Raw genomic sequence first — 18,790 nt, 5'->3', positions numbered from 1 at the left:
GACCCGGCCAAACCTGTTGCGACGCGTGTCACTCCCGGGTGGGAACTCTCCTCAGCCGGCCAGTTCGGCGAGCTTCGTGACGGTGTTCCAGTTCCGGGAGGTCCCCGGCCGGCCGAGCAGCGTGTCCCACTTCCAGGAGGCCAGCGGCGTCCCCTGGATACCGTCGGGGAGCCACAGGTACAGCTCGCGGCCGCGGACCAGGTACTCGCCACCGCCCTCCACCGGGGGCAGGGCGTCGACCCGGGCGGGGTCGGGGGGATCGGCCATGAACGTGACCAGGTACCGGGCCGGGTCGGTGGCGACGGTGGCGAACGGGTCGCCGGCCACGATCGCGCCCATCTCGGCCCCGGTGCGGACCACGACCGGGACGGCGAGACCGAACTCCGCCTCGATGGTCGCGGTGAGGTCCGCGGCCAGCTCTGCCTCGCCGAGCGGGCTGTCGAGCACGACGTTCCCGCTGCGCAGATGGGTGCGCACGTTCGCGTGCCCCCGATCGGTGAGGACCTCGCGCAGCCGCGGCATGTCCACCTGGCGGGCGCGGCCGAGGTTGATGCCGCGCAGCAGGGCGACGTACCGGGTCGAGCTCACCGGCGCACCGTAGCGCCGGCCGCGGGCGATCAGCCGAGGACGGGGTTCCAGGCGCCGGTCAGCACGCTCAGGGTCACGGCCGCTGCGCACACGGCGGCGGTCCCGACGACGAACCAGGTGTCGCGCGGGTGCAACGACGATCCGCGGGCGTTGGTGCGGGGGATGCCGGAGTCGAAGCCGCGGGCGTCCATCGCCGTCGCCAGGCGGGTGCCGCGCCGGACGGCGCCGACCAGCAGCGCGAAAGCGGTACCGGCGAACAGCCGCAGCTGCGCGACCGGGTTCCCCCCGGCGTCCACGCCCCGGGCGCGGCGGGCGAGCCGGATGGTCTCCCACTCGGTGGCCAGCAGCGGGACCAGCCGCAGCGCGGCAAGCGCCCCGTAGGCGAACCGGGTCGGCACCCGCCAGTGCACGGTGAGGGCGTCGGCGAGCCGGACCGGATCGGTGGCGGCGACCAGCAGGATGCCCGGAAGGGCGAGCGCGATCACTCGCAGACCCCACGTGAGGCCGCTGAGCCAGGCGTCGGTGCCCGTCAGGGAGCCGAAGGCGACGTTGACCCAGGCGACGCCAGCGGCGCTCGCGAGCAGCGGCCAGGTGCGGCGGAGCACCTCCGCGGGCGAGGTCAGCCCCGCGGCCGGCAGGAGCGCCAGCTCGGCGGCGAGCACGACGCCCGGCGTCACCAGGTCGCCGCTGACCAGGAGCACCGCGGTGAGGATCGCGATCGCCGTCAGCTGGGCGACCGGGTTGATCACCGACAGCGGCACCGGCCGGGCCGGGCCCAGGGCGAGCGGCAGGCTCATGGGACCGCCACCGGCAGACCCAGGTGCAGGACCTCGTCGGCCAGAGCCGTCACCACCGCGGCGTCGTGGGTGACGACGCAGAGGGACCGCTCGCCGTCCTGCTGCTCGGCGAGGATCGCCACGAGCTCGGCCCAGGTGTCCCGGTCCTGGCCGAAGGTGGGCTCGTCGAGCACCAGGACCCGGGGGCGGGTGGCCAGCGCGGTCGCCACGGAGAGCCGTCGCTGCTGCCCGCCCGACAGGGTGAAGGGATGGGCCTCGGCCAGGTCGCCGAGGCCGAGCCGCTCCAGCAGCTCGTCGGCCAGCCGGGCGGCCGCGGTGTCGCCGGCACCCGACCTCAGCGGGCCGAGCGACAGCTCATCGCGCACCCGGGCGGTGAGGAACTGGTGCTCGGGCTGCTGGAAGACCGTGCCGATCCGCGTCACCAGTTCGGCGGCCCGCCACCGGGACGGCGGGTGCGCCGGCCGCCGGAGGCCCGCGCAGAGCGCCGGGGTGGCGACCACACGTCCTGTCGTCGGCGCGCGCAGGCCGGCCAGCAGGAGGGCCAGCGTGGACTTGCCGGTGCCGTTGGGCCCGGTCACGGCCAGGGTGCGGCCCGCGTGCAGGCCGACGTCGGTGGGGAGCAGGGCGGGCGTGGGAGAGCCCCGGTGGGTGTAGCCGGCCTCCTCGGCCGCCAGGAGGAGCGGGCCGACGGGCAGGGGCCGGCGGGCGGGGAACCGCAGGGGAGCCGGTGCCCAGCCCGGCCCGTGCTCGACCAGCCCGCCAGACGGCAGCAGTTCCACCACCCGGTCGACGAGGGGGAGCCAGGACTCGACGTCGTGGTCGACCACCACCAGCGTCGTGGAGCGGTCGGCGACGGCCCGCACGACCGCCGTCCGCACCAGGTCCGCGCCCTCGGGATCGAGCTGGGCCGTCGGCTCGTCGAGCAGGAGCAGCCCCGGGCGGGGAGCGAGGGCCCCGGCCAGCACCAGCCGCTGCTTCTGGCCCCCCGACAGGGCCGCGGTGGGCCGGTCGCGGCCGAGGTCGAAGCCCACCGCGTCGAGCGCGGCGTCGACCGCCGGCCAGATCCGCTCCGGAGGCGTGCCGGCGTTCTCCAGCCCGAACGCGACGTCGTCCCCGCTGCGGGTCATCACCAGCTGGGAGTCCGGCTCCTGGAAGACCATGCCCACCCGGTCCCTGCGGCGGCCGGGGGGCGCGCCGTCGACGCTCAGCTCTCCGGTGGCGTCGCCGCTCTCCGGTGTCAGCAGCCCGCCCAGCGCCCGCAGGAGCGTGGACTTGCCCGATCCCGACGACCCGGTGAGCAGGACCCGCTCACCGGCGCCGATCTCGAGGTCGACGTCCCGCACCGCCCAGGCCCGCCGGGTGGCGTGGCGGAACCCCCAGCCGGCGAGCCGGACCCCCGCGGGGTCCATGCCCGCCCTCAGACCCGGGTGCGGCCGGACGCGAAGGACGACAGCGCACCGCTGGCCGCCAGCGCCCGGGTGAGGGCCAGGCTGCCCAGCCCGGCGACGACGGCGGTGCTGGCGACCACCAGCGCGAGATACACGGCCTTCCACCCCACGGTCCAGTCGGGGTAGTAGTAGACGAGGTCCAGCACGGCCGCGGTCGCGCCGGCGAGTGCCGCGGAGAGCAGGGCCTGCGGCCAGCCGAAGCGGCGGTACCCGAAGGCCGCGAACCCCGCGTCGCCGGCCAGGCCCTGCAGCAGGCCGTAGACGATCGTCGTCGTCCCCCAGGCCGAGCCCAGCAGGGCCGAGACGATCGCGGCGACGAGCTCGGCGAACAGGCCCGCCCCTGGCTTGCGCACCACCAGCGGTGCCAGGACGGCGGGGATGAGCCACACGCCGTACATGAAGGCCTGGGCCGGCGGGAAGCCGGCGAAGGCCGCCCCAGTGCCGGCCCACAACAGGCCCCAGGCCCAGAAGACCACGCCGAAGGCGGCGCCGAGGACAGCGGTGACGACGATGTCGACGGTGCGCCAGCGGTTGCTCCGCTCCCCGACGGGAGCAGCGGACGACGGACGGACGGCCTGCTCGGCCATGATTTCCTCCAGACTCCCTGCGCCGGCATGACCCGGATCAGGTTCGAGGGTCTGCGGGATCCCGCACTCTCAGCGCCGAAGCGCTCCCCTGCTGTGTGTTCGGTTGTGCCGCCCACTCTAGACCTCCCGCGATCATGGCGCCGCGACCAGCCGCGACCGCCCAGCAGTGGTCGTCGCGCCGTGATCGTCGGGGAGCCGGCGCTCACCGCAGCGCGAGTCCGAGCAGCAGGTGGGCGTTGAGCGCGATGATCAGCACTGCCACCACGCTGCCCGCGACGGTGGTGATCCAACGGTTGACCCAGCCGGCCATCAGGTCGCGGCGGCTGGTCAGCCACAGCAGCGGCACGAGCGCGAACGGGATCCCGAACGAGAGCACCACCTGCGACCACACCAGCGCCGTCGTCGGGTCGCCGCCGAGGACCAGGACGGCCAGCGCCGGCGCCAGGGTGATCAGCCGACGCGTCACGACGGGGATGTGCCGGCGCAGGAAGCCGGCCATGACCACCTGACCGGCGTGCGTCCCCACCGACGAGGACGCGAAGCCCGAGGCGAGCAGGGCCACGGCGAAGGCGATCGCCGCGCCGGTGCCCAGCTGGTCGCCCAGACCGGCGTGCACGGCCTCGAGGGACTCGGCCTGGTGGCCGCCGGTGAACAGCTGCGCGGCGATGATCAGCATGGCGGCGTTCACCAGCCCGGCCAGTCCCATCGCGAGGAGCACGTCGAGCCGCTGGGCCCGCAGCAGCCGACGTCGTCCCTGCGCGGTGCGCCCGGCGGTGACGACGTCGCCGTACCGGCCGGGGGTGAGCGCGGAGTGCACGTAGATGACGTGCGGCATGACCGTGGCGCCGAGGATGCCGGTGGCCAGGACGACGCTGTCGGCGCCGTCGAAGGAGGGGACCATCCCGCCGGCGAGCCCGCCCGGGTCCACGCCGGAGCCGATCAGGGTGTACCCGAACCCGAGGCCGACGACGAGCAGGAGGCCGGTGATCACCCGCTCGAACGGCCGGTGCCCGCGCGACTGTGCGCCCAGCAGGACGAACGCGACGACGGCGGTGATGGCGCCGCCGATCGGCAGGGGCACCCCGAAGAGCAGGTTCAGCGCGACGGCGCCGCCGACGATCTCCGCCAGGTCGGTGGCGATCGCCACCGCCTCGGCCTGCACCCACAGCCCCCACGTCACAGGGCGGGGCAGCCGTTCGCGGCAGAGGGTGGCCAGGTCCCGCCCGGTGGCCAGCCCCAGCTTGGCGGTGAGCGACTGGATCAGCATCGCCATGAGGTTGGCCGCGACGATCACCCAGAGCAGCGTGTAGCCGAAGGCGGCGCCCCCGGAGAAGTTGGTGGCGAAGTTGCCCGGGTCCACGTAGGCGACGGCGGCCACGAAGGCCGGTCCCAGCAGCGGCCAGATACGCCGGCGCGGCTCGGACGGGCCGGGCGCCCGCAGCGGAGCGGTGCGGGCTGTGACCAGCGTGGTCGGCAGGACGGCGGCCTCGGTCTTCGACAGGTACACGGCGGCCTCGCGGTGGGGAGGAGCGGGTGGGATGGCGCTCCTGTCCTGCCCGGACCGGGTGACACACCGGGGCCGACCCGTGGCCCCCGGGGGCCAACGTCCGCGACCGCTCGCGCGAGGGCTGATCACTGGGCGCCGGTGCGCAGGTCCAGGCCCCGGATCTGCGCACCGGTGCACACCCTCGCGGTCACCGGCCTGTGGCGCTCCGGATCATCGCGTCGATCCGGCGGGCGTGCGCGCCGTGCCAGTACACCCGCGCGCACGCCCGGCACCGGACGAAGTCCTCGTAGGTCCGGCGGGTCCCGGCCTCCAGCCGGTGGGCGACCTCCTGCTTCGGCACCGTCTCCAGGGCGCCACCGCAGGCGGTGCAGCGGGTGAGGGGCGCTACCGGGGGCGCGAACCGGTCGAGGACGTCGGCCAGCTGCCCGTCGGGCCGGCTGCCCCGGACCAGCGCTCCCCGCGCGAGGGCCCGGCGCATCAGCAGGCGCCGGTCCTGGGTGAGCAGCACCCGCTCCTCGGCGAGCGCCCGCGCCACGAGATCGGAGTCGTCGGCCTCGTTGGACCAGGCGGCGTCGAGCCCGAGCAGGCGCAGGCGGCGGGCCAGGGTCCCGAGTCCGACGTCGAGCAGGAAGCCGCCCGCGGGCAGGACCTCGGGGCGGGCTGCCTCGGCCACCTCGATGCGGCCGCCGGCCACTGCCCGGGTCGCGTGCGTCGCGGGTGTCCCGTTGAGCCGCAGCTCGCCCACCTCGGTCAGCGGCACGCCGGCCGCCTGCACCAGGTGGCCCACCGTGGCGTCGGGGTCGAAGCGCATGCGCCGCATGCCGCGGTGGCGGTCCCGCGGCGGGAGGAGGAAGCGCAGTGGGACCGGGACGACGACGTCGACGCCCTCGATCACCCCGCCCCTCACCCCGCCCCCGCCCTCACTCCGCGCCCGCCCTCACTCCGCGCCCGCCCTCACTCCGCCACGACCCGCAGCGTCTTCATCGAGGAGTCCGCCGCGTCGGGGATCAGCATCCCGCGGCCACGCCGGTGGTGAGGCGGTCGAGGGCCTCCTGACTGATCCGCTCGCCGGGCGCCGGCACCGGCATGCCCGGCGGGGACGCGGGAGTGGTCCATCGCGGCCCACTACCCGCTCGGCGGGAATACTTGAACTCTCAAGCAAGTTGGTGCAGGGTGAGCGAGACACCGACAGCCAGGAGCCCGTCATGCCCGTCCAGCGCCTCAACCACGCCGTCCTGTACGTCCGCGACGTCGCCCGCAGCCACGCGTTCTACCGGGACGTCCTCGGCTTCCGCGTGAAGATGGAGATCCCGGGCGCCGCGGTCTTCCTGCAGGCCGAGGGCTCGACCAACGACCACGACCTCGGGTTGTTCCAGATCGGCGCCGGGGCCGGCCCCTCGGAGGCGGGCCGCCGCACGGTGGGTCTCTACCACCTGGCGTGGGAGGTCGACACGCTCGCCGAGCTCGCCCGCATCCGCGACGCGCTGCTGCAGGCCGGTGCGCTGGTCGGGGCGTCCGACCACGCCACGACGAAGGCGCTGTACGCCCAGGACCCGGACGGCATCGAGTTCGAGGTCTCCTGGCTGCTGCCCGCCGACCTGATCACTCCCGAGGTCACCGAGGGCGCGGCCATGACCGCCCCGCTGGACCTGGAGCGGGAGATCGAGCGCTACGGCGCCCACACCCGCGGCGGGGTCGGGGTCTCCGTCCCCGCCTGACGCTCACAGCTGCGGACGGACTCCCGGTTCGCTCGCCAGCTCCGCCGGCGCCATCGGTCCCTCGCCCCGCACGGCGCTCGCCGCTGGTCCGCGCCGACCGGCCGGCAGCACGGTGCGGCGGTGCGATCCCTCCAGCTCCAGGGCCAGGGCCGCGTAGAGGCCGAGGACGGCGAGCGCCAGCCCGACCCAGCCGGCGACGCTCTGCCACGTCGGAGAGGCCTCGAACTGGTAGAGCCCCGTGACGACGAAGCGCAGCCCCGCCGTCCCCATGACCGCGGCGGCCACCAGCTTGGCCAGCCCGGAGATCGCCGGCACGAACATGGCGATCCCCGAGACGACCAGCAGGACGCCGAGTCCCGCGCTGGTGGAGCCCGGCGGTGAGGTGTAGGTCGTCAGCCCGACGACGGCCCACGTGCCGGCGAGGATGCCCATGCCGGTCGCGGCGACCGGGTCGCGGGCGAGGAAGCCCATCACCGAGGCCAGGAGCTGCAGAGGCACGGTGGCCGCCATCGCCGTGATGGCCGCGACCCGGCCCTGCTCGGGCGGGATCCAGCCGAGCTGCAGCGCGGAGAACACGGTGGTGGCCAGGGCCAGCGCCAGGAAGCCCAGGGGCAACGGGGTGGCGACCGGCCGGAGGACGATGCGGGTCGCCGGTTCGCCGGTGTGCCCTGAGGAGCTCATCAGCTGACCAGGATCTGGGTCGCTGATTCCTTGATCCGGCTGTTGGCCCACCGAGCCTGGCGCAGGTTCTGCGGGTGGCACCGCTGCGCCAGCCCCAGCAGCTCCGCGTCCTGCAGGCCCTGGGCGACCTGGGCCACCATCTCCCAGTCCACGGACACGCCCTGGGCGTGGATGAAGATGCTGCGGAGGTCGCGCAGCAGGAGGAGCGACGGCGCCGAGCGGCGGCCGAGCAGGTCGCTGACCGCCTCGCTGAGCTTTCCCAGGAGCGTGGACTCACCGGCTGGTTCGGGGTCCAGCTCGACGCCGTACCGCTCGCCGAAGGGGGCGAGCCGGCGCACGTGGTCCTGGGACCAGGTGGCGAGGTCCTTCCCGACGTGGAAGACCTCGTGGTCGGCCTTGTGCCGCTCCGCGACGGCGAGCAGCTGGTGGGCCAGGTGGTTCTCGGAGCGGTGCAGTTCCTCGAGCGCCAGACCGATCCTCATCGCGCGCCTCCGTCGGCCGGCAGCGTCTCCTGCACCTCGGCCGTCCGTCCGCCCCTCGTCGGGGCCGGCCCCGGCGTGGCCGGGGCCGAGCCGGTGGTGGTGGGCGCCGGTGACCGGCCCCTGCGCGACAGCCGAACCTTCCGCACCGCCGCTGCTGCGGTCTTGAAGATCGGCTGCTTGGACGCCGGGTCCCAATCCGTGAGGGTGAGCTCGTTCGCCGCGCGCCCGTTCTCGACCGCTCCGGGGTCGTCCCAGTAGCCGTAGTGGAAGGGGAGGAAGAGCACGCCGTCGCGGATCTCGCTGATCCGCAGCCGTGCCCGCACCGACCCGCGGGCGGTCGACACCTCGAGCAGGTCACCCTCGCCGACACCCAGCCGCCCCGCGTCCCCGGGCGACATCTCCACCCACACCTCGGGGGCGGCGGCCTGCAGCTGCGGCGCCCGGCCGGTCTTGGTCCGGGTGTGGAAGTGGTACAGCGTGCGACCGGTGATCAGGATGAAGGGGCGGTCGCGGGAGGGCATCTCGTGCGGCGGGACGAACTCCGCCGCGCGGATGATCGCCTTGCCGTCGGGATTCATCGCCTTGTAGTCGCTCTCCTCGAACGGTGCCCCCGTGAGGATGTCGCGGCCGTAGCTCTCGCAGTACTCGGGATCGCTGTAGAACCGGCCGTCCGCGTAGAGCCGCTCGGTGCCGTCGGGGCTGTCCTCGGTGCAGGGCCATTGGATGCCGCTGCCGCCGCGCAGCTTGTCGTAGGTGATCCCGGTGTAGTCGCATGGCCGGCCGCGGCTGCACTCCTTCCAGGCCTCGAACGCCCCCTCGGGGTCCGACCACTTCACCAGTGGCGCGCCGTCCTTGTCCTCCAGGCCCAGCCGGTGGGCGAAGTCGATGAGGATGTCCATGTCCGGACGGGCCTCGCCCGGCGGGTCGACCGCCTTCTCCGACAGGTGCACGGTCCGGTCGGCGTTGGTGAAGGTCCCGGTCTTCTCGCCCCAGGTGGCGGCGGGCAGGACGACGTCGGCGAGCTCGGCGGTCTCGGTGAGGAAGATGTCCTGCACGACGAGGAAGAGCCGCTCCTGCGACAGGATCGAGCGGATGCGCCGGAGCTCGGGCAGGGACACCGCGGGGTTGGTGCAGATGACCCAGAACATCCGGATCGAGCCCTCTTCGAGGTAGCGCAGCTGCTGCATGATGTGCGTCGGCGGCGCGTAGTGCGGAATGCTCATCGGGTCGACGTTCCAGATCCGCGCGAGGTCCGCGACGTGGGCGTCGTTGGACCAGTTGCGGAAGGCCGGGAGATCGCCGTCGGCTCCCGCCTCGCGGGTGTTCTCGGCGGTGGGCTGGCCGTTCATCTGCAGGATCCCGCAGCCCGGCCTGCCCAGCATGCCGCGCACCAGGTGCACGTTGTTGACCTGGACGGCGGCGGCGGTGGCCTGGTGCGACTGGTAGAAGCCCTGCAGCACGGTGGACAGCAGCCGCTCGGCCTGGCCGATCACCCGGGCCGCCTCACGGATCCGCTCCGCCGGGACGTCGCAGATGCCGGCCACGATCTCGGGCGGGTACTCGGCGACCCGCTCCCGCAGCTCCTCGAAGCCGACGACGTGGGCGTCGAGGTAGTCCTGGTCGATCCAGCCGTTGCCGATGATCTCGTGCAGGAGCCCGTTCATGAGGGCCACGTTGGTGCCCGGCTTGGGGGCGAGGTGCACCGTGGCGGCCCGTGCGACGGGCGTCATGCGCGGGTCGACGCAGACGACCTCCGGCGGGTTGGGGCCGGCGAGCCGGTCGAGGATGCGGCTCCAGGTGACCACCTGGGTCTCGGCCATGTTGTGCCCGAACAGGGCGATGACGTCCGCGTGGTCGATGTCGGCGTAGGAGCCGGGCTGACCGTCGCTGGCGAAGGACTCCTTGAGCGCGGCGGCGGCGGTGGCCGTGCACAGCCGGGTGTTGCCGTCGACGTGGATGGTGCGGATGCCGCCGTGGGCGATCAGTCCCAGCGTGTAGTAGTCCTCGAGGAAGAGCTGGCCGGTGTTGTAGAAGCCGATCGCGCTGGGGCCCTGCTCCTCCAGCAGCTCCCGGGTCCGGCTGACGACCAGGTCCATGGCGGTGTCCCAGTCGGTCTCGACGAGCTTCCCGCCGCGGCGCACGAGCGGCCGGGTCAGCCGCTCGCGCGAGTTGTTGGCCTGCCAGCCGTAGAGGTCCTTGGGGTCGAGCCGGCCCCGGTTGACCCGGTCCACGGCGCGGCCGCGGACGCCGACGATCCGGCCGTCCTTGACGGCGATGTCGAGGGCGTCGCCGTTGGAGTGGAGGATCGAGGCGGACTGCACCCAGCGGTCGACGTCCTCATCGGTCAGCCCATCGGCCAGGTGTGAGTCCACCCGCGTCGGCCAGGTCTCGCCCGGTCCGTACGGCGTGCGGGTTCCCCATGGTTCGGCGATGCGGTCGACGCGGCCCATGACAACCTCGAGACTGTCGGTCCTTGACGTGACGGCGAGTCTGTCGGCCCTCGGGGGCCGGCGCAGGTCGAGCGACGCGAGGACGTGCGTCACCCACGTGGTTCCGGGGCATGGACGGGGCGACCGACCGATCAGCCAGGAGGCCCCGTGTCCCAGTCCGCCGTCCGACCGCTCGCCCTCGTCACCGGTGCCTCCAGCGGCATCGGGCGCGAGCTGGCCAAGCAGTTCGCCGAGAACGGCTTCGACCTGGTCGTCGCCGCCGAGGACGTCGAGCTCGACGACGCCGTCGAGGAGCTCCGCGGCATGGGAGCGGCCGTCGCCCCGGTGAGCGTCGACCTGACCAGGCTCGACGACGTCGAGCGCCTCGCCGCCGCGGTGCGTGGCGCGGGACGGCCGCTCGACGCCGCGGCGCTCAACGCCGGCGTGGGCGCGGGCGGACGGTTCACGGACAACGACCTGGACGCCGAGCTCGCCATCGTCGACCTGAACTGCCGGTCCACCGTGCACCTCGCCAAGTCCGTCGTCCAGGACATGGTGGCCCGAGGTGAGGGCCGGATCCTGTTCACCTCCTCCGTGGCCTCGCAGGCGCCCGAACCCTTCCAGGCGGTCTACGGCGCCTCCAAGGCGTTCGTCCAGTCGTTCGCCCTGGCGCTGCGCGAGGAGCTGAAGGACACCGGTGTCACGGTCACCTCGCTCCTGCCGGGGCCGACGGAGACCGAGTTCTTCGACCGTGCCGACCTCACCGACACCAAGCTGGGCGCCTCCGACACGAAGGACGACCCGGCGCAGGTCGCCCGACAGGGCTTCCAGGGGCTCATAAAGGGCGAGGCCTCCGTCTTCGCCGGCTCGCTGGCCAGCAAGGCCATGGGCCGGCTGTCCTCGGTCACCCCGGACTCGGTCGCCACGAGGGCGAAGCGGCCCATGACCGAGCCGGGGTCAGCGCAGGGCTGACCAGAGGCTGCGGCACCGCGCCCATGACGTCCCTCGGTCTGGAACCGATCGAGCCGGTCGAGCTGGACGCCGGCCCGTTCCGGCTGCGCCCGTGGCGTCCGGAGGACATCGACGCCGTCTGGTCCGCCTTCCAGGACGACGACATCCGGCTCTGGAACGGCGGCGGGGTTCAGTCGCGGGAGGACGCCCTCGTGCTGCTCGGCCGCAGGCTCGACTGGACCACCGGCGACCACGCCTCCTGGGCGGTCGTGGACGGGGACGACGTCGTCCTCGCGTCGGTCTCCCTCCACTCGATCGACCGTGTCCAGAACAATGCCGAGATCGGCTACTGGACGGCGCCGGTCGCGCGTGGGCGGGGAGTGGCCGCGATCGCGGCCGATGCCGTCTGCCGCTGGGGCTTCGCCGCCCTGCCGATCGACCGGATCGAGCTGTGCCACGCGGTCGAGAACACGGCCTCGGGCCGGGTGGCGGAGAAGGCCGGGTTCACCTTCGAGGGGCGCCGTCGCCGCTCCTACCGGTACGGCGACGGCGTCAAGCGCGACGAGCTGCTGTGGGCCCGTCTGGCGGACGACCCGCCGCCGCGGACCGGCATCGGTCCTTGATGCTGCGGTGATGCTGCGGTGAGGTGGGGCCGCTGAGGGGCCTGGACAGCGGGAAGTCGATGGCGCCGACCATCGAGCTGGTCGGCCGAGGGGAGATCGACCGGTCGTCCACCGTCCTCTGTGCGCACCTCGGCGGGCAGCCGGCGCTCAACGGTTACAGCGCGCTGTTCTCCTGACCGGTGCGAGGGGCGGGTGGGCGTCCAGCGGTCCAGGCCCGGCCCCCGGCACGCAGGCCCGTGGAGATGAGCCGTCTCAGGGCCACGACGGCGGCGGCGGTGAGGATGGTGCGCCAGCCCGGATGACCCGCCAGCCGGAGCAGCCCGGCCGCCAGGAGCAGGTCCAGGAACACCGCGAGGGCGAGCGCGGGTCGCCGGGTCGCGGCCAGGGTCAGCCCGCCGGCCAGCAGCGCGCCCGCGCTGACGAGCAGCGCGAGCGTGCCCGGCAGCCGGGCGAGGAAGTCGGGCGAGGAAGTCGGTCATACGGTGCGGCCGCGGTGCTCCGCGGCGGCGGGATCGACGGCCTCGCCGCGGCGCGCCTGCTCCTCGGACACCTGGCGCCGTTCCTCCGCGATCTCCTTGGAGAGGAAGTAGTTCAGCGCCGTGCGGATCGCCGCGACCGCGGCCAGCTGACCCAGCTCCTCGAAGCTCGGCGCCACCGCCGTCCGCAGCACGTCGCTCGCCAGCTGGAACTCCAGACCCAGCGCGAGGAACCGGCCGAGGGTCAGGCGCACCGGCACGAAGGCCTCCGTGGACCGCCGGCGCAGGCCCACCCAGGAACCGGGCGAAGGCCCAGAGGGCGCCGAGGATGATGACCGCGGCCCCGCAGGCCTCGACCACCGTGACCAGGACGCCGACGACGTCGGCCAGGAGCTCTTCCACGGCGCGGGCCTACCCCGCGGCTCCCGGGGTAGGCCTACAGCTCGACGGCCAGGGCTGCGGCCCCGGCCTGCTGCAGCGCCGCGGCGATGTCGGGTCGTGTCGGGGCGAGGCCCGCGCCGGCCAGGACGACGTCCCGGACGAAGGTGTGCCACACGTGCGCCCGCCGGATCATGCCGTGCCCGCCGGCGACCGTGAACCGGGCGACCCGTGCACCGGCGTGCTGCGCGCGCCGGGCGAAGTCGGCCGACAGCGCCGCGGGCACCCACCGGTCACCGCGGCCGTGCAGGATCGCCACCGTCCGGCCGCGCAGGTGGTCGACCGGCTCACCGGACGGTGTCCACGGTGCCAGCGCGCAGACCGCGGTCACCTGCGGCTCGCCGCCGGCGCGCAGCACCGCCCGGCCGCCCATGGAGTGGCCCACGAGGATGATCGGCACGGTCCCGTGCTCGGCCCGCAGGCGGTCGAGGCTCCAGCGGACGTCGGCATGGGCGTCGGCGGCCGGGCCGTTCCAGCCGGCCACCCGGTAGCGGAGCAGGTAGGTGGACAGCCCCCCGCCGGCCGCGGCGGCCGACACGAACTGCTCGACGGCGCGCATCCGCACCAGCGACAGGGCGCGTTCCCGGGGCGGCTCCACGCTGGCCGCGGTCCCGCCGTGGCAGAAGAGCGCCACTGCCACCGTCCCCGCAGGGGCAGGCCGCGCCTCCAGGCGGGGCTCGGTCACCGCCGTCTGCCGCCGCGCAGGGTCGCGCGTGCCCGGTCGCCGAGGTCGCCGGCCCTGAGGAGGGCCCGGCTCACCGCGGTCGGACCGGTCCGGCGTTCCAGCCGGCGGCCGAGGCGGCGTAGCAGCCCGGTGGTCAGCGGGACGACGACGGTCAGGATCAGCCACATGCGCAGCCGGCGGGTGAGGAAGAGCCACATGAGCAGGGCCCTTCCCCGGCCGTGCGGCCGGGAATCCCCCGGCGACCGCCACGTGCGGCGACCGCCGGCGTGCGGTGCATCAGGAGTCGGCGAGGCGGACGATCATCTTCCCGGTGTTGCCGCCGCGCAGCAGGTCGAGGAAGGCCGGCACCGCGTCGTCCAGCCCCACCCGCACCGTCTCGCGGACCACCAGCTCCCCCGAGCCCAGCCAGCCCGACACCGTCTCGAGGAACTCCGGGCGGAGGTCGGTGTGGTCGCCCACGAGGAACCCGCGGAGGGTGAGCCGGCTCGCCACGAGCAGCGACATGTTGCGCGGGCCCGGGGGAGGGGTGACCGTGTTGTAGCCGGAGATGGAGCCGCAGATCGCGGCCCGGCCGTGCACGCGCAGTGCGCCGATGGCGGCCTCCAGGTGGTCGCCGCCGACGTTGTCGAAGTAGACGTCGATGCCGCCGGGGGCCGCGGCCGTGAGCTGCTGTGCCACCGGGCCGGCGTGGTAGTCGAACGCGGCCGTGAAGCCGAGCTCGTCGGTGAGCCAGCGGACCTTCTCCGGGCTGCCGGCGCTGCCGATCACCGACCCGGCCCCGCGGAGCCGGGCGAACTGGCCGACCAGGCTGCCCACGGCCCCGGCTGCGCCGGAGACGAAGACGTCCTCCCCGGCGCGGAAGGCGGCCACCCGGAACAGCCCCGCCCACGCCGTGAGACCGGGCATGCCCAGCACGCCCAGGTGGTAGCTCGGCGGGATGCCCGGCAGCTCGGGCAGCACCCGCACGTGCGCCGCGTCCAGGACGGCGACGTCGCGCCACCCCGCATCGGTGAGCACCAGCGCGCCCTCGGGGACGTCCGGCGAGCGGGACGCGACGACCCGGCCGACCGCCCCGCCCTTCATCGTCTCCCCGACCTCCCAGGCCGCGGCATAGGACCTCCCCGCGCGCATCCGGCCCCGCATGTAGGGGTCGACGGACATGACCAGCATCCGGATGACGACCTGACCCTCGGCCGGGTCGGGGTGCTCCCGCTGCACCAGCCGGAAGTCGTCGGGGGTCGGCTCGCCGTGCGGCCGGGCCGCCAGCTGCCATTCGCGCGTCGCCACGGGCACGGGGCCGATCCTGCACGGCCCGGGTCGCGATCGCCCCCGGGGGGATCGGTGGTGCGCGGCCGGGTTGCGCCGCGGGCCTAGGCTCGGGGCATGCTGTTCTCCCGGTCCAAGACGCAGCCGGTCTCGGCCGCCGACGCGCTGCCCGGCCGCCCCGACCCGCTGCCCCACGTGCCCGAGGTCCACGCCGTCAACGGCAACCGCATCCAGCCGCCCTTCCCCGACGGCATGCAGACCGCCGTCTTCGGCGCCGGCTGCTTCTGGGGCGTGGAGAAGGTCTTCTGGGAGACCCCGGGCGTCTACTCGACCGCCGCCGGCTACGCGGGCGGGTACACCCCGAACCCGACGTACGAGGAGGTGTGCTCGGCGCGCACCGGGCACACCGAGGTGGTCCTGGTCGTGTTCGACCCGGCGGTCATCTCCTACGAGCAGCTGCTGAAGGTCTTCTGGGAGGAGCACGACCCGACACAGGGCATGCGCCAGGGCAACGACATCGGCACGCAGTACCGCTCGGCGATCTACTTCCAGGGCCCCGAGCAGGAGGCGGCGGCCCTGGCCAGCCGCGACCGGTTCCAGGAGCGGCTGAAGGCGGCCGGATACGGCGACATCACCACCGAGATCGCGCCGCTGGGCCAGTTCTTCTACGCGGAGGACTACCACCAGCAATACCTCTACAAGGTGCCGAACGGTTACTGCCCGGTGCACTCGACCGGGGTTTCCTGCCCCGTCGGGCTCCCGGGCGTCTGAGCACGGACCGGCCTTCGCCGCACGCCCCGCCCGCTCGGCGCGGCCCCGTGGAGGGCGGCCCATCCCTGAGAGGTCGATGACGCACGTGGAGGCCCTGCGCACGCCGGACGAGAGGTTCGCCGACCTGCCGGAGTTCCCGTACGAGCCCCGCTACGTCGAGGTCGACGGGGGCCTCCGGGTCGCCGTCGTGGAGGACGGTCCGGCGGACGGGGAGACGGTCCTGCTGCTGCACGGCGAACCGTCGTGGTCCTTACTCTACCGGCGGATGATCCCGGTGCTGACCGGTGCCGGGCTGCGGGTGGTGGCCCCCGACCTCGTCGGGTTCGGACGGTCCGACAAGCCGGTGGACCGTGCGGACTACACCTATGCGCGGCACGTCGCCTGGATGCGGGAGGCACTGCTGGACCGGCTCGGCCTCCGCGACGTCACGCTCGTCGGCCAGGACTGGGGTGGGCTCATCGGACTGCGCCTGGTCGCCGAGCACCCCCACCGCTTCGCCCGGGTCGTCGTCGCCAACACCGGTCTGCCGACCGGCGACCAGCCCATGAGCGAGGCGTTCCTCGCCTGGCAGCGGTTCTCCCAGGAGAGCCCGCGGTTCGAGATCGGCCGGGTGGTGTCCAACGGGTGCACCACCCCGCCGGCCCCGGAAGTGGTGGCCGCCTACGACGCCCCCTTCCCCGACGACCGCTACAAGGCGGGCGCCCGGACCTTCCCTTCGCTGGTGCCCACGTCGCCCGACGACCCCGCGGCGGCGGCCAACCGGGCGGCTTGGGACGTGCTCACCCACTGGGACAAGCCGTTCCTGACCGCCTTCTCCGACGGTGACCCGATCACCCGTGGGGGCGACCGGGTGTTCCAGCGGCTGGTGCCCGGCGCGCAGGGCATGCCGCACGTGACGCTGGCCGGCGGCGGGCACTTCCTGCAGGAGGACGTCGGCCCGGAGCTCGCCCAGGTGGTCGTCGACCTGGTCGCCGCGACTCCGCGGTGACCGCTCCCGCAGACCTCTTGTCCCAGCTCCGGCGGGCCCCCGACGTCGAGGCGCCGGAGCTCGTCGCCGTGGACGCGACCGACCGGCTCCTGCTCGACGAGGCCGCCGAGCTGCTCCGGCTCTGCGGCCCGGGGGAGGTCGCCGTCGTCGACGACGCCTACGGTGCGCTGACCCTCGGGTCGGTCGCCCTGCACGGTGCCCGCGACGTACGCGTGGCGCAGGACCTGCTCGTGGGGGAACGCGCGCTCGCCCGCAACGCCGAGCGCACGGGGCTGGCCGGTACCTACCGGTCCCTGCCGCTCGGGCCTGACCTCGCCGCTGGGGCCAAGGTCGTGCTGGTCCGGGCCCCCAAGGCCCTCGAGGCGCTCCGGGAGATCGCCGAGGTGCTGGCGGCGTCGTCCGACTCCGAGGTCACGGTGCTGGTCGGGGCCCGGGTCAAGCACATGACCCACGCCATGAACGACGTGCTCCGGGACTCGTTCACGGATGTCTCGGCCACGCTGGCGCGGCAGAAGTCCCGTCTGCTGATCGCCCGTGGGCCGGAGCCGTCGCCGTCCTCCTTCCCCCGGCGCCAGGAGCACCCCGACCTCGGCCTGGTCGTCTGCGCCCACGGGGCGGCGTTCGCCGGTACGAAGATCGACATCGGGACCCGGACCCTGCTCGGGGCGCTGGAGCCGGCGGCACCGGCGGAGACCGCCCTCGACCTGGGCTGCGGCACCGGCGTCCTGGCCACGGCGCTGGCCCGCGGTCGCCCGGGGCTGCAGGTCATCGCGGTGGACCAGTCGGCGGCGGCGGTCGCCTCGGCGAGGGCGACGGCGGAGGCCAACGGTCTGAGCGAGCGCATCCGGGTGGTCCGGGACGACGCGGCCGACTCCGTCCCGGACGGGAGCGTCGACCTGGTCGTCTGCAACCCGCCCTTCCACGTGGGGGCGGCGGTGGCGACCACCGCGGCCGACCGGTTGTTCGTCGCCGCTGGGCGGGTGCTGCGCTCCGGCGGGGAGCTGTGGACCGTCTACAACAGCGCGCTGCGCTACAAGCCGACGCTGTCGCGGCTGGTGGGCCCGACCCGCGTGGTCGCGCGCAACCCGAAGTTCACCGTCACGGTGTCGACCCGCCGCTGAAACCCTTGCCGGTCACTTCCCGCCGGGCCACGGTCAGGGGGCATGACCGACACCATCCCCCCTCCTCTGGCGGATCGGCTCCTGGCGGCCGTGATCGGCGCCTTCGAGGCGGCGGCGGTCGACCTGGGGGACCGGCTGGGCTGGTACCGCGCCCTCTCGGAGCGGCCGGCCACGCCGTCCGAGCTGGCGTCACGTACCGGGACCGACGCGCGGTACGCCCGCGAGTGGCTGGAGCAGCAGGCCGTCGCGGGCTATCTCACGGTGGATGACGCGGACGCCGCTGCCGACGAGCGGTGCTACGCCCTCCCGGCCGAGCACCGCGCCGTCCTCGTCGACGAGGTCGACCCGATGTACACGACGCCGCTGGCCCGGATGGCCATGGTGCTCACCCGCAACGTCCCCCGCCTCGCCGAGGTCTACCGCAGCGGCGGAGGGCTGAGCTGGGCGGAGCTGGGACCCGACGCGCGTGCAGCCCAGGCGGCCGCGAACCGGCCCTTCTTCGTGGGCCCGCTCGTCACCGAGGTCCTGCCCTCCCTGCCCGACGTGCACGCCGCCCTCCGCGCGGGTGGGCGGGTGGCCGACGTCGGCTGCGGGATGGGCTGGTCCTCGATCGGCATGGCCTCGGGGTACCCGACCGCCCAGGTGGACGGGTTCGACGTCGACGTCCCGTCGGTCGACCAGGCCCGGCTCAACGCGGAGGAGTCCGGCGTCGCCGACCGCGTCCGGTTCGAGGTGGCCGATGTGGGCGACCTGGCCGAGGACCGCGGGTACCACCTGGTGACGGCGTTCGAGTGCGTGCACGACATGCCCGACCCGGTCGCCGTCCTCTCGGCGATGCGCCGGATGGTCCGGCCGGAGGGGACGGTCCTGGTGGTCGACGAGAAGGTGGCCGAGACCTTCACCGCACCCGGCGACGAGATCGAGCGGCTGATGTACGGCTACAGCATCACCTGTTGCCTGGCCGATTCGCTGTCCACCCGGCCCTCGGTCGCCACCGGCACGGTGATGCGACCGTCGACCCTCGAGTCCTACGCCCGGGCGGCCGGGTTCGACGGCGTCGACGTCCTGCCGGTGGCACACGACTTCTTCCGCTTCTACCGCCTGCGCCACCGCCCTCAGGCGCACCCCGCAGCGGCTCCGTGACGGCGTTCCTCGAGTCGGTGCGGGGTCCCCGGTGGACTCCCCGCGATCGGTGGCACCGCCCGGTCTCGTTCCTCTGCCGTTTCCGGCTCGG

At 74.2% G+C, this 18,790-nt stretch carries 22 protein-coding genes and 1 riboswitch; of the genes, 8 read left to right on the top strand and 14 right to left on the bottom strand.

Annotated features, from left to right (window positions below):
• Window positions 1-51 precede the first annotated feature (51 nt).
• From ACFSHS_RS04755 to ACFSHS_RS04730, 6 genes are all read right to left on the bottom strand, one after another.
• Window positions 52-588 carry a DUF1697 domain-containing protein gene (locus ACFSHS_RS04755; protein ID WP_376872431.1) on the bottom strand — a complete coding sequence of 179 codons (537 nt, stop codon included), beginning with the start codon at window positions 586-588 and terminating at the stop codon, window positions 52-54.
• Between the two features lie 29 nt (window positions 589-617).
• On the bottom strand, window positions 618-1,385 hold the full coding sequence (locus ACFSHS_RS04750; RefSeq protein WP_376872428.1) for an energy-coupling factor transporter transmembrane component T family protein: 768 nt from the start codon (window positions 1,383-1,385) through the stop codon (window positions 618-620).
• On the bottom strand, window positions 1,382-2,794 hold the full coding sequence (locus ACFSHS_RS04745) for an ABC transporter ATP-binding protein (protein ID WP_376872425.1): 1,413 nt from the start codon (window positions 2,792-2,794) through the stop codon (window positions 1,382-1,384). Before ACFSHS_RS04745 ends, ACFSHS_RS04750 begins: the two co-directional genes overlap by 4 nt.
• A gap of 8 nt (window positions 2,795-2,802) precedes the next feature.
• Window positions 2,803-3,420 (bottom strand): ECF transporter S component, encoded by a 618-nt coding sequence (locus ACFSHS_RS04740; RefSeq protein WP_376872422.1) that lies wholly within the window; start codon window positions 3,418-3,420, stop codon window positions 2,803-2,805.
• A riboswitch (TPP riboswitch) is annotated at window positions 3,417-3,520 on the bottom strand. (Overlaps the previous gene by 4 nt.)
• Before the next feature lie 102 nt (window positions 3,521-3,622).
• Window positions 3,623-4,927: an Nramp family divalent metal transporter gene (locus ACFSHS_RS04735; protein WP_376872419.1), complete on the bottom strand. Its 1,305-nt coding sequence runs from the start codon at window positions 4,925-4,927 to the stop codon at window positions 3,623-3,625.
• Between the two features lie 187 nt (window positions 4,928-5,114).
• The gene (locus ACFSHS_RS04730; RefSeq protein ID WP_376872416.1) at window positions 5,115-5,822 is read right to left on the bottom strand and encodes a Mut7-C RNAse domain-containing protein; all 708 of its coding nucleotides are present in this window, start codon (window positions 5,820-5,822) and stop codon (window positions 5,115-5,117) included.
• A gap of 310 nt (window positions 5,823-6,132) precedes the next feature.
• On the opposite strand from ACFSHS_RS04730, the gene ACFSHS_RS04725 reads away from it, so the two are divergent.
• On the top strand, window positions 6,133-6,645 hold the full coding sequence (locus ACFSHS_RS04725; protein ID WP_376872413.1) for a VOC family protein: 513 nt from the start codon (window positions 6,133-6,135) through the stop codon (window positions 6,643-6,645).
• A gap of 3 nt (window positions 6,646-6,648) precedes the next feature.
• On the opposite strand, the gene ACFSHS_RS04720 is transcribed toward ACFSHS_RS04725, so the two are convergent.
• The 3 genes from ACFSHS_RS04720 to ACFSHS_RS04710 are packed head-to-tail and all read right to left on the bottom strand — an operon-like array spanning window position 6,649 to window position 10,258.
• On the bottom strand, window positions 6,649-7,326 hold the full coding sequence (locus ACFSHS_RS04720) for an acetate uptake transporter family protein (RefSeq protein WP_376872410.1): 678 nt from the start codon (window positions 7,324-7,326) through the stop codon (window positions 6,649-6,651).
• Window positions 7,326-7,808: a hypothetical protein gene (locus tag ACFSHS_RS04715; RefSeq protein ID WP_376872407.1), complete on the bottom strand. Its 483-nt coding sequence runs from the start codon at window positions 7,806-7,808 to the stop codon at window positions 7,326-7,328. The genes ACFSHS_RS04720 and ACFSHS_RS04715 overlap by 1 nt, the downstream gene beginning before the upstream one ends.
• Window positions 7,805-10,258, bottom strand: a complete 2,454-nt coding sequence (locus tag ACFSHS_RS04710; protein WP_376872404.1) for a molybdopterin oxidoreductase family protein — start codon at window positions 10,256-10,258, stop codon at window positions 7,805-7,807. The genes ACFSHS_RS04715 and ACFSHS_RS04710 overlap by 4 nt, the downstream gene beginning before the upstream one ends.
• Window positions 10,259-10,405: 147 nt before the next feature.
• Here ACFSHS_RS04710 and ACFSHS_RS04705 point away from each other — a divergent pair, with 147 nt between their 5' ends.
• The 3 genes from ACFSHS_RS04705 to ACFSHS_RS04695 are packed head-to-tail and all read left to right on the top strand — an operon-like array spanning window position 10,406 to window position 11,987.
• Window positions 10,406-11,209 (top strand): SDR family NAD(P)-dependent oxidoreductase, encoded by an 804-nt coding sequence (locus ACFSHS_RS04705; RefSeq protein ID WP_376872401.1) that lies wholly within the window; start codon window positions 10,406-10,408, stop codon window positions 11,207-11,209.
• A gap of 23 nt (window positions 11,210-11,232) precedes the next feature.
• Window positions 11,233-11,811 (top strand): GNAT family N-acetyltransferase, encoded by a 579-nt coding sequence (locus tag ACFSHS_RS04700; RefSeq protein ID WP_376872398.1) that lies wholly within the window; start codon window positions 11,233-11,235, stop codon window positions 11,809-11,811.
• 23 nt (window positions 11,812-11,834) lie between these two features.
• Window positions 11,835-11,987, top strand: a complete 153-nt coding sequence (locus ACFSHS_RS04695; protein ID WP_376872395.1) for a hypothetical protein — start codon at window positions 11,835-11,837, stop codon at window positions 11,985-11,987.
• On the opposite strand, the gene ACFSHS_RS04690 is transcribed toward ACFSHS_RS04695, so the two are convergent.
• The 5 genes from ACFSHS_RS04690 to ACFSHS_RS04670 form a co-directional block, all read right to left on the bottom strand.
• Window positions 11,966-12,160: a hypothetical protein gene (locus ACFSHS_RS04690; RefSeq protein WP_376872392.1), complete on the bottom strand. Its 195-nt coding sequence runs from the start codon at window positions 12,158-12,160 to the stop codon at window positions 11,966-11,968. The genes ACFSHS_RS04695 and ACFSHS_RS04690 overlap by 22 nt on opposite strands.
• Before the next feature lie 126 nt (window positions 12,161-12,286).
• Entirely contained in the window at window positions 12,287-12,547 is a 261-nt protein-coding gene (locus ACFSHS_RS04685; RefSeq protein ID WP_376872389.1) for a DUF1622 domain-containing protein, read from the bottom strand.
• A 176-nt stretch (window positions 12,548-12,723) separates the two neighbouring features.
• Window positions 12,724-13,410 (bottom strand): alpha/beta fold hydrolase, encoded by a 687-nt coding sequence (locus tag ACFSHS_RS04680; protein ID WP_376872386.1) that lies wholly within the window; start codon window positions 13,408-13,410, stop codon window positions 12,724-12,726.
• The gene (locus tag ACFSHS_RS04675) at window positions 13,407-13,607 is read right to left on the bottom strand and encodes a hypothetical protein (RefSeq protein ID WP_376872383.1); all 201 of its coding nucleotides are present in this window, start codon (window positions 13,605-13,607) and stop codon (window positions 13,407-13,409) included. Before ACFSHS_RS04675 ends, ACFSHS_RS04680 begins: the two co-directional genes overlap by 4 nt.
• 79 nt (window positions 13,608-13,686) lie before the next feature.
• Entirely contained in the window at window positions 13,687-14,703 is a 1,017-nt protein-coding gene (locus ACFSHS_RS04670) for an NADP-dependent oxidoreductase (protein WP_376872380.1), read from the bottom strand.
• Window positions 14,704-14,793: 90 nt separating this feature from the next.
• Here ACFSHS_RS04670 and msrA point away from each other — a divergent pair, with 90 nt between their 5' ends.
• From msrA to ACFSHS_RS04650, 4 genes are all read left to right on the top strand, one after another.
• A complete protein-coding gene (gene msrA, locus ACFSHS_RS04665) occupies window positions 14,794-15,447 on the top strand; it encodes a peptide-methionine (S)-S-oxide reductase MsrA (RefSeq protein WP_376872377.1) in 654 nt (217 codons plus the stop codon).
• A gap of 76 nt (window positions 15,448-15,523) precedes the next feature.
• Window positions 15,524-16,435, top strand: coding sequence for a haloalkane dehalogenase (locus tag ACFSHS_RS04660; protein WP_376872374.1), 912 nt, complete (start codon window positions 15,524-15,526; stop codon window positions 16,433-16,435).
• Entirely contained in the window at window positions 16,432-17,556 is a 1,125-nt protein-coding gene (locus tag ACFSHS_RS04655) for a class I SAM-dependent methyltransferase (protein WP_376872371.1), read from the top strand. Before ACFSHS_RS04660 ends, ACFSHS_RS04655 begins: the two co-directional genes overlap by 4 nt.
• A gap of 42 nt (window positions 17,557-17,598) precedes the next feature.
• Window positions 17,599-18,699 carry a class I SAM-dependent methyltransferase gene (locus ACFSHS_RS04650; RefSeq protein WP_376872368.1) on the top strand — a complete coding sequence of 367 codons (1,101 nt, stop codon included), beginning with the start codon at window positions 17,599-17,601 and terminating at the stop codon, window positions 18,697-18,699.
• Window positions 18,700-18,790: the final 91 nt, after the last annotated feature.

It is taken from the genome of Blastococcus deserti (assembly GCF_042682525.1).
Lineage (GTDB): Bacteria > Actinomycetota > Actinomycetes > Mycobacteriales > Geodermatophilaceae > Blastococcus_B > Blastococcus_B deserti.
This window is presented reverse-complemented; position numbering and strand designations above follow the sequence as displayed.

Coding starts and splice junctions, on each gene's coding strand:
- ACFSHS_RS04750 (WP_376872428.1), bottom strand. CDS start 1,385: ATGAGCCTGCCGCTCGCCCTGGGCCCGGCCCGGCCGGTGCCGCTGTCG.
- ACFSHS_RS04745 (WP_376872425.1), bottom strand. CDS start 2,794: ATGGACCCCGCGGGGGTCCGGCTCGCCGGCTGGGGGTTCCGCCACGCC.
- ACFSHS_RS04740 (WP_376872422.1), bottom strand. CDS start 3,420: ATGGCCGAGCAGGCCGTCCGTCCGTCGTCCGCTGCTCCCGTCGGGGAG.
- ACFSHS_RS04725 (WP_376872413.1), top strand. CDS start 6,133: ATGCCCGTCCAGCGCCTCAACCACGCCGTCCTGTACGTCCGCGACGTC.
- ACFSHS_RS04720 (WP_376872410.1), bottom strand. CDS start 7,326: ATGAGCTCCTCAGGGCACACCGGCGAACCGGCGACCCGCATCGTCCTC.
- ACFSHS_RS04715 (WP_376872407.1), bottom strand. CDS start 7,808: ATGAGGATCGGTCTGGCGCTCGAGGAACTGCACCGCTCCGAGAACCAC.
- ACFSHS_RS04710 (WP_376872404.1), bottom strand. CDS start 10,258: ATGGGCCGCGTCGACCGCATCGCCGAACCATGGGGAACCCGCACGCCG.
- ACFSHS_RS04700 (WP_376872398.1), top strand. CDS start 11,233: ATGACGTCCCTCGGTCTGGAACCGATCGAGCCGGTCGAGCTGGACGCC.
- ACFSHS_RS04675 (WP_376872383.1), bottom strand. CDS start 13,607: ATGTGGCTCTTCCTCACCCGCCGGCTGCGCATGTGGCTGATCCTGACC.
- msrA (WP_376872377.1), top strand. CDS start 14,794: ATGCTGTTCTCCCGGTCCAAGACGCAGCCGGTCTCGGCCGCCGACGCG.
- ACFSHS_RS04660 (WP_376872374.1), top strand. CDS start 15,524: ATGACGCACGTGGAGGCCCTGCGCACGCCGGACGAGAGGTTCGCCGAC.
- ACFSHS_RS04650 (WP_376872368.1), top strand. CDS start 17,599: ATGACCGACACCATCCCCCCTCCTCTGGCGGATCGGCTCCTGGCGGCC.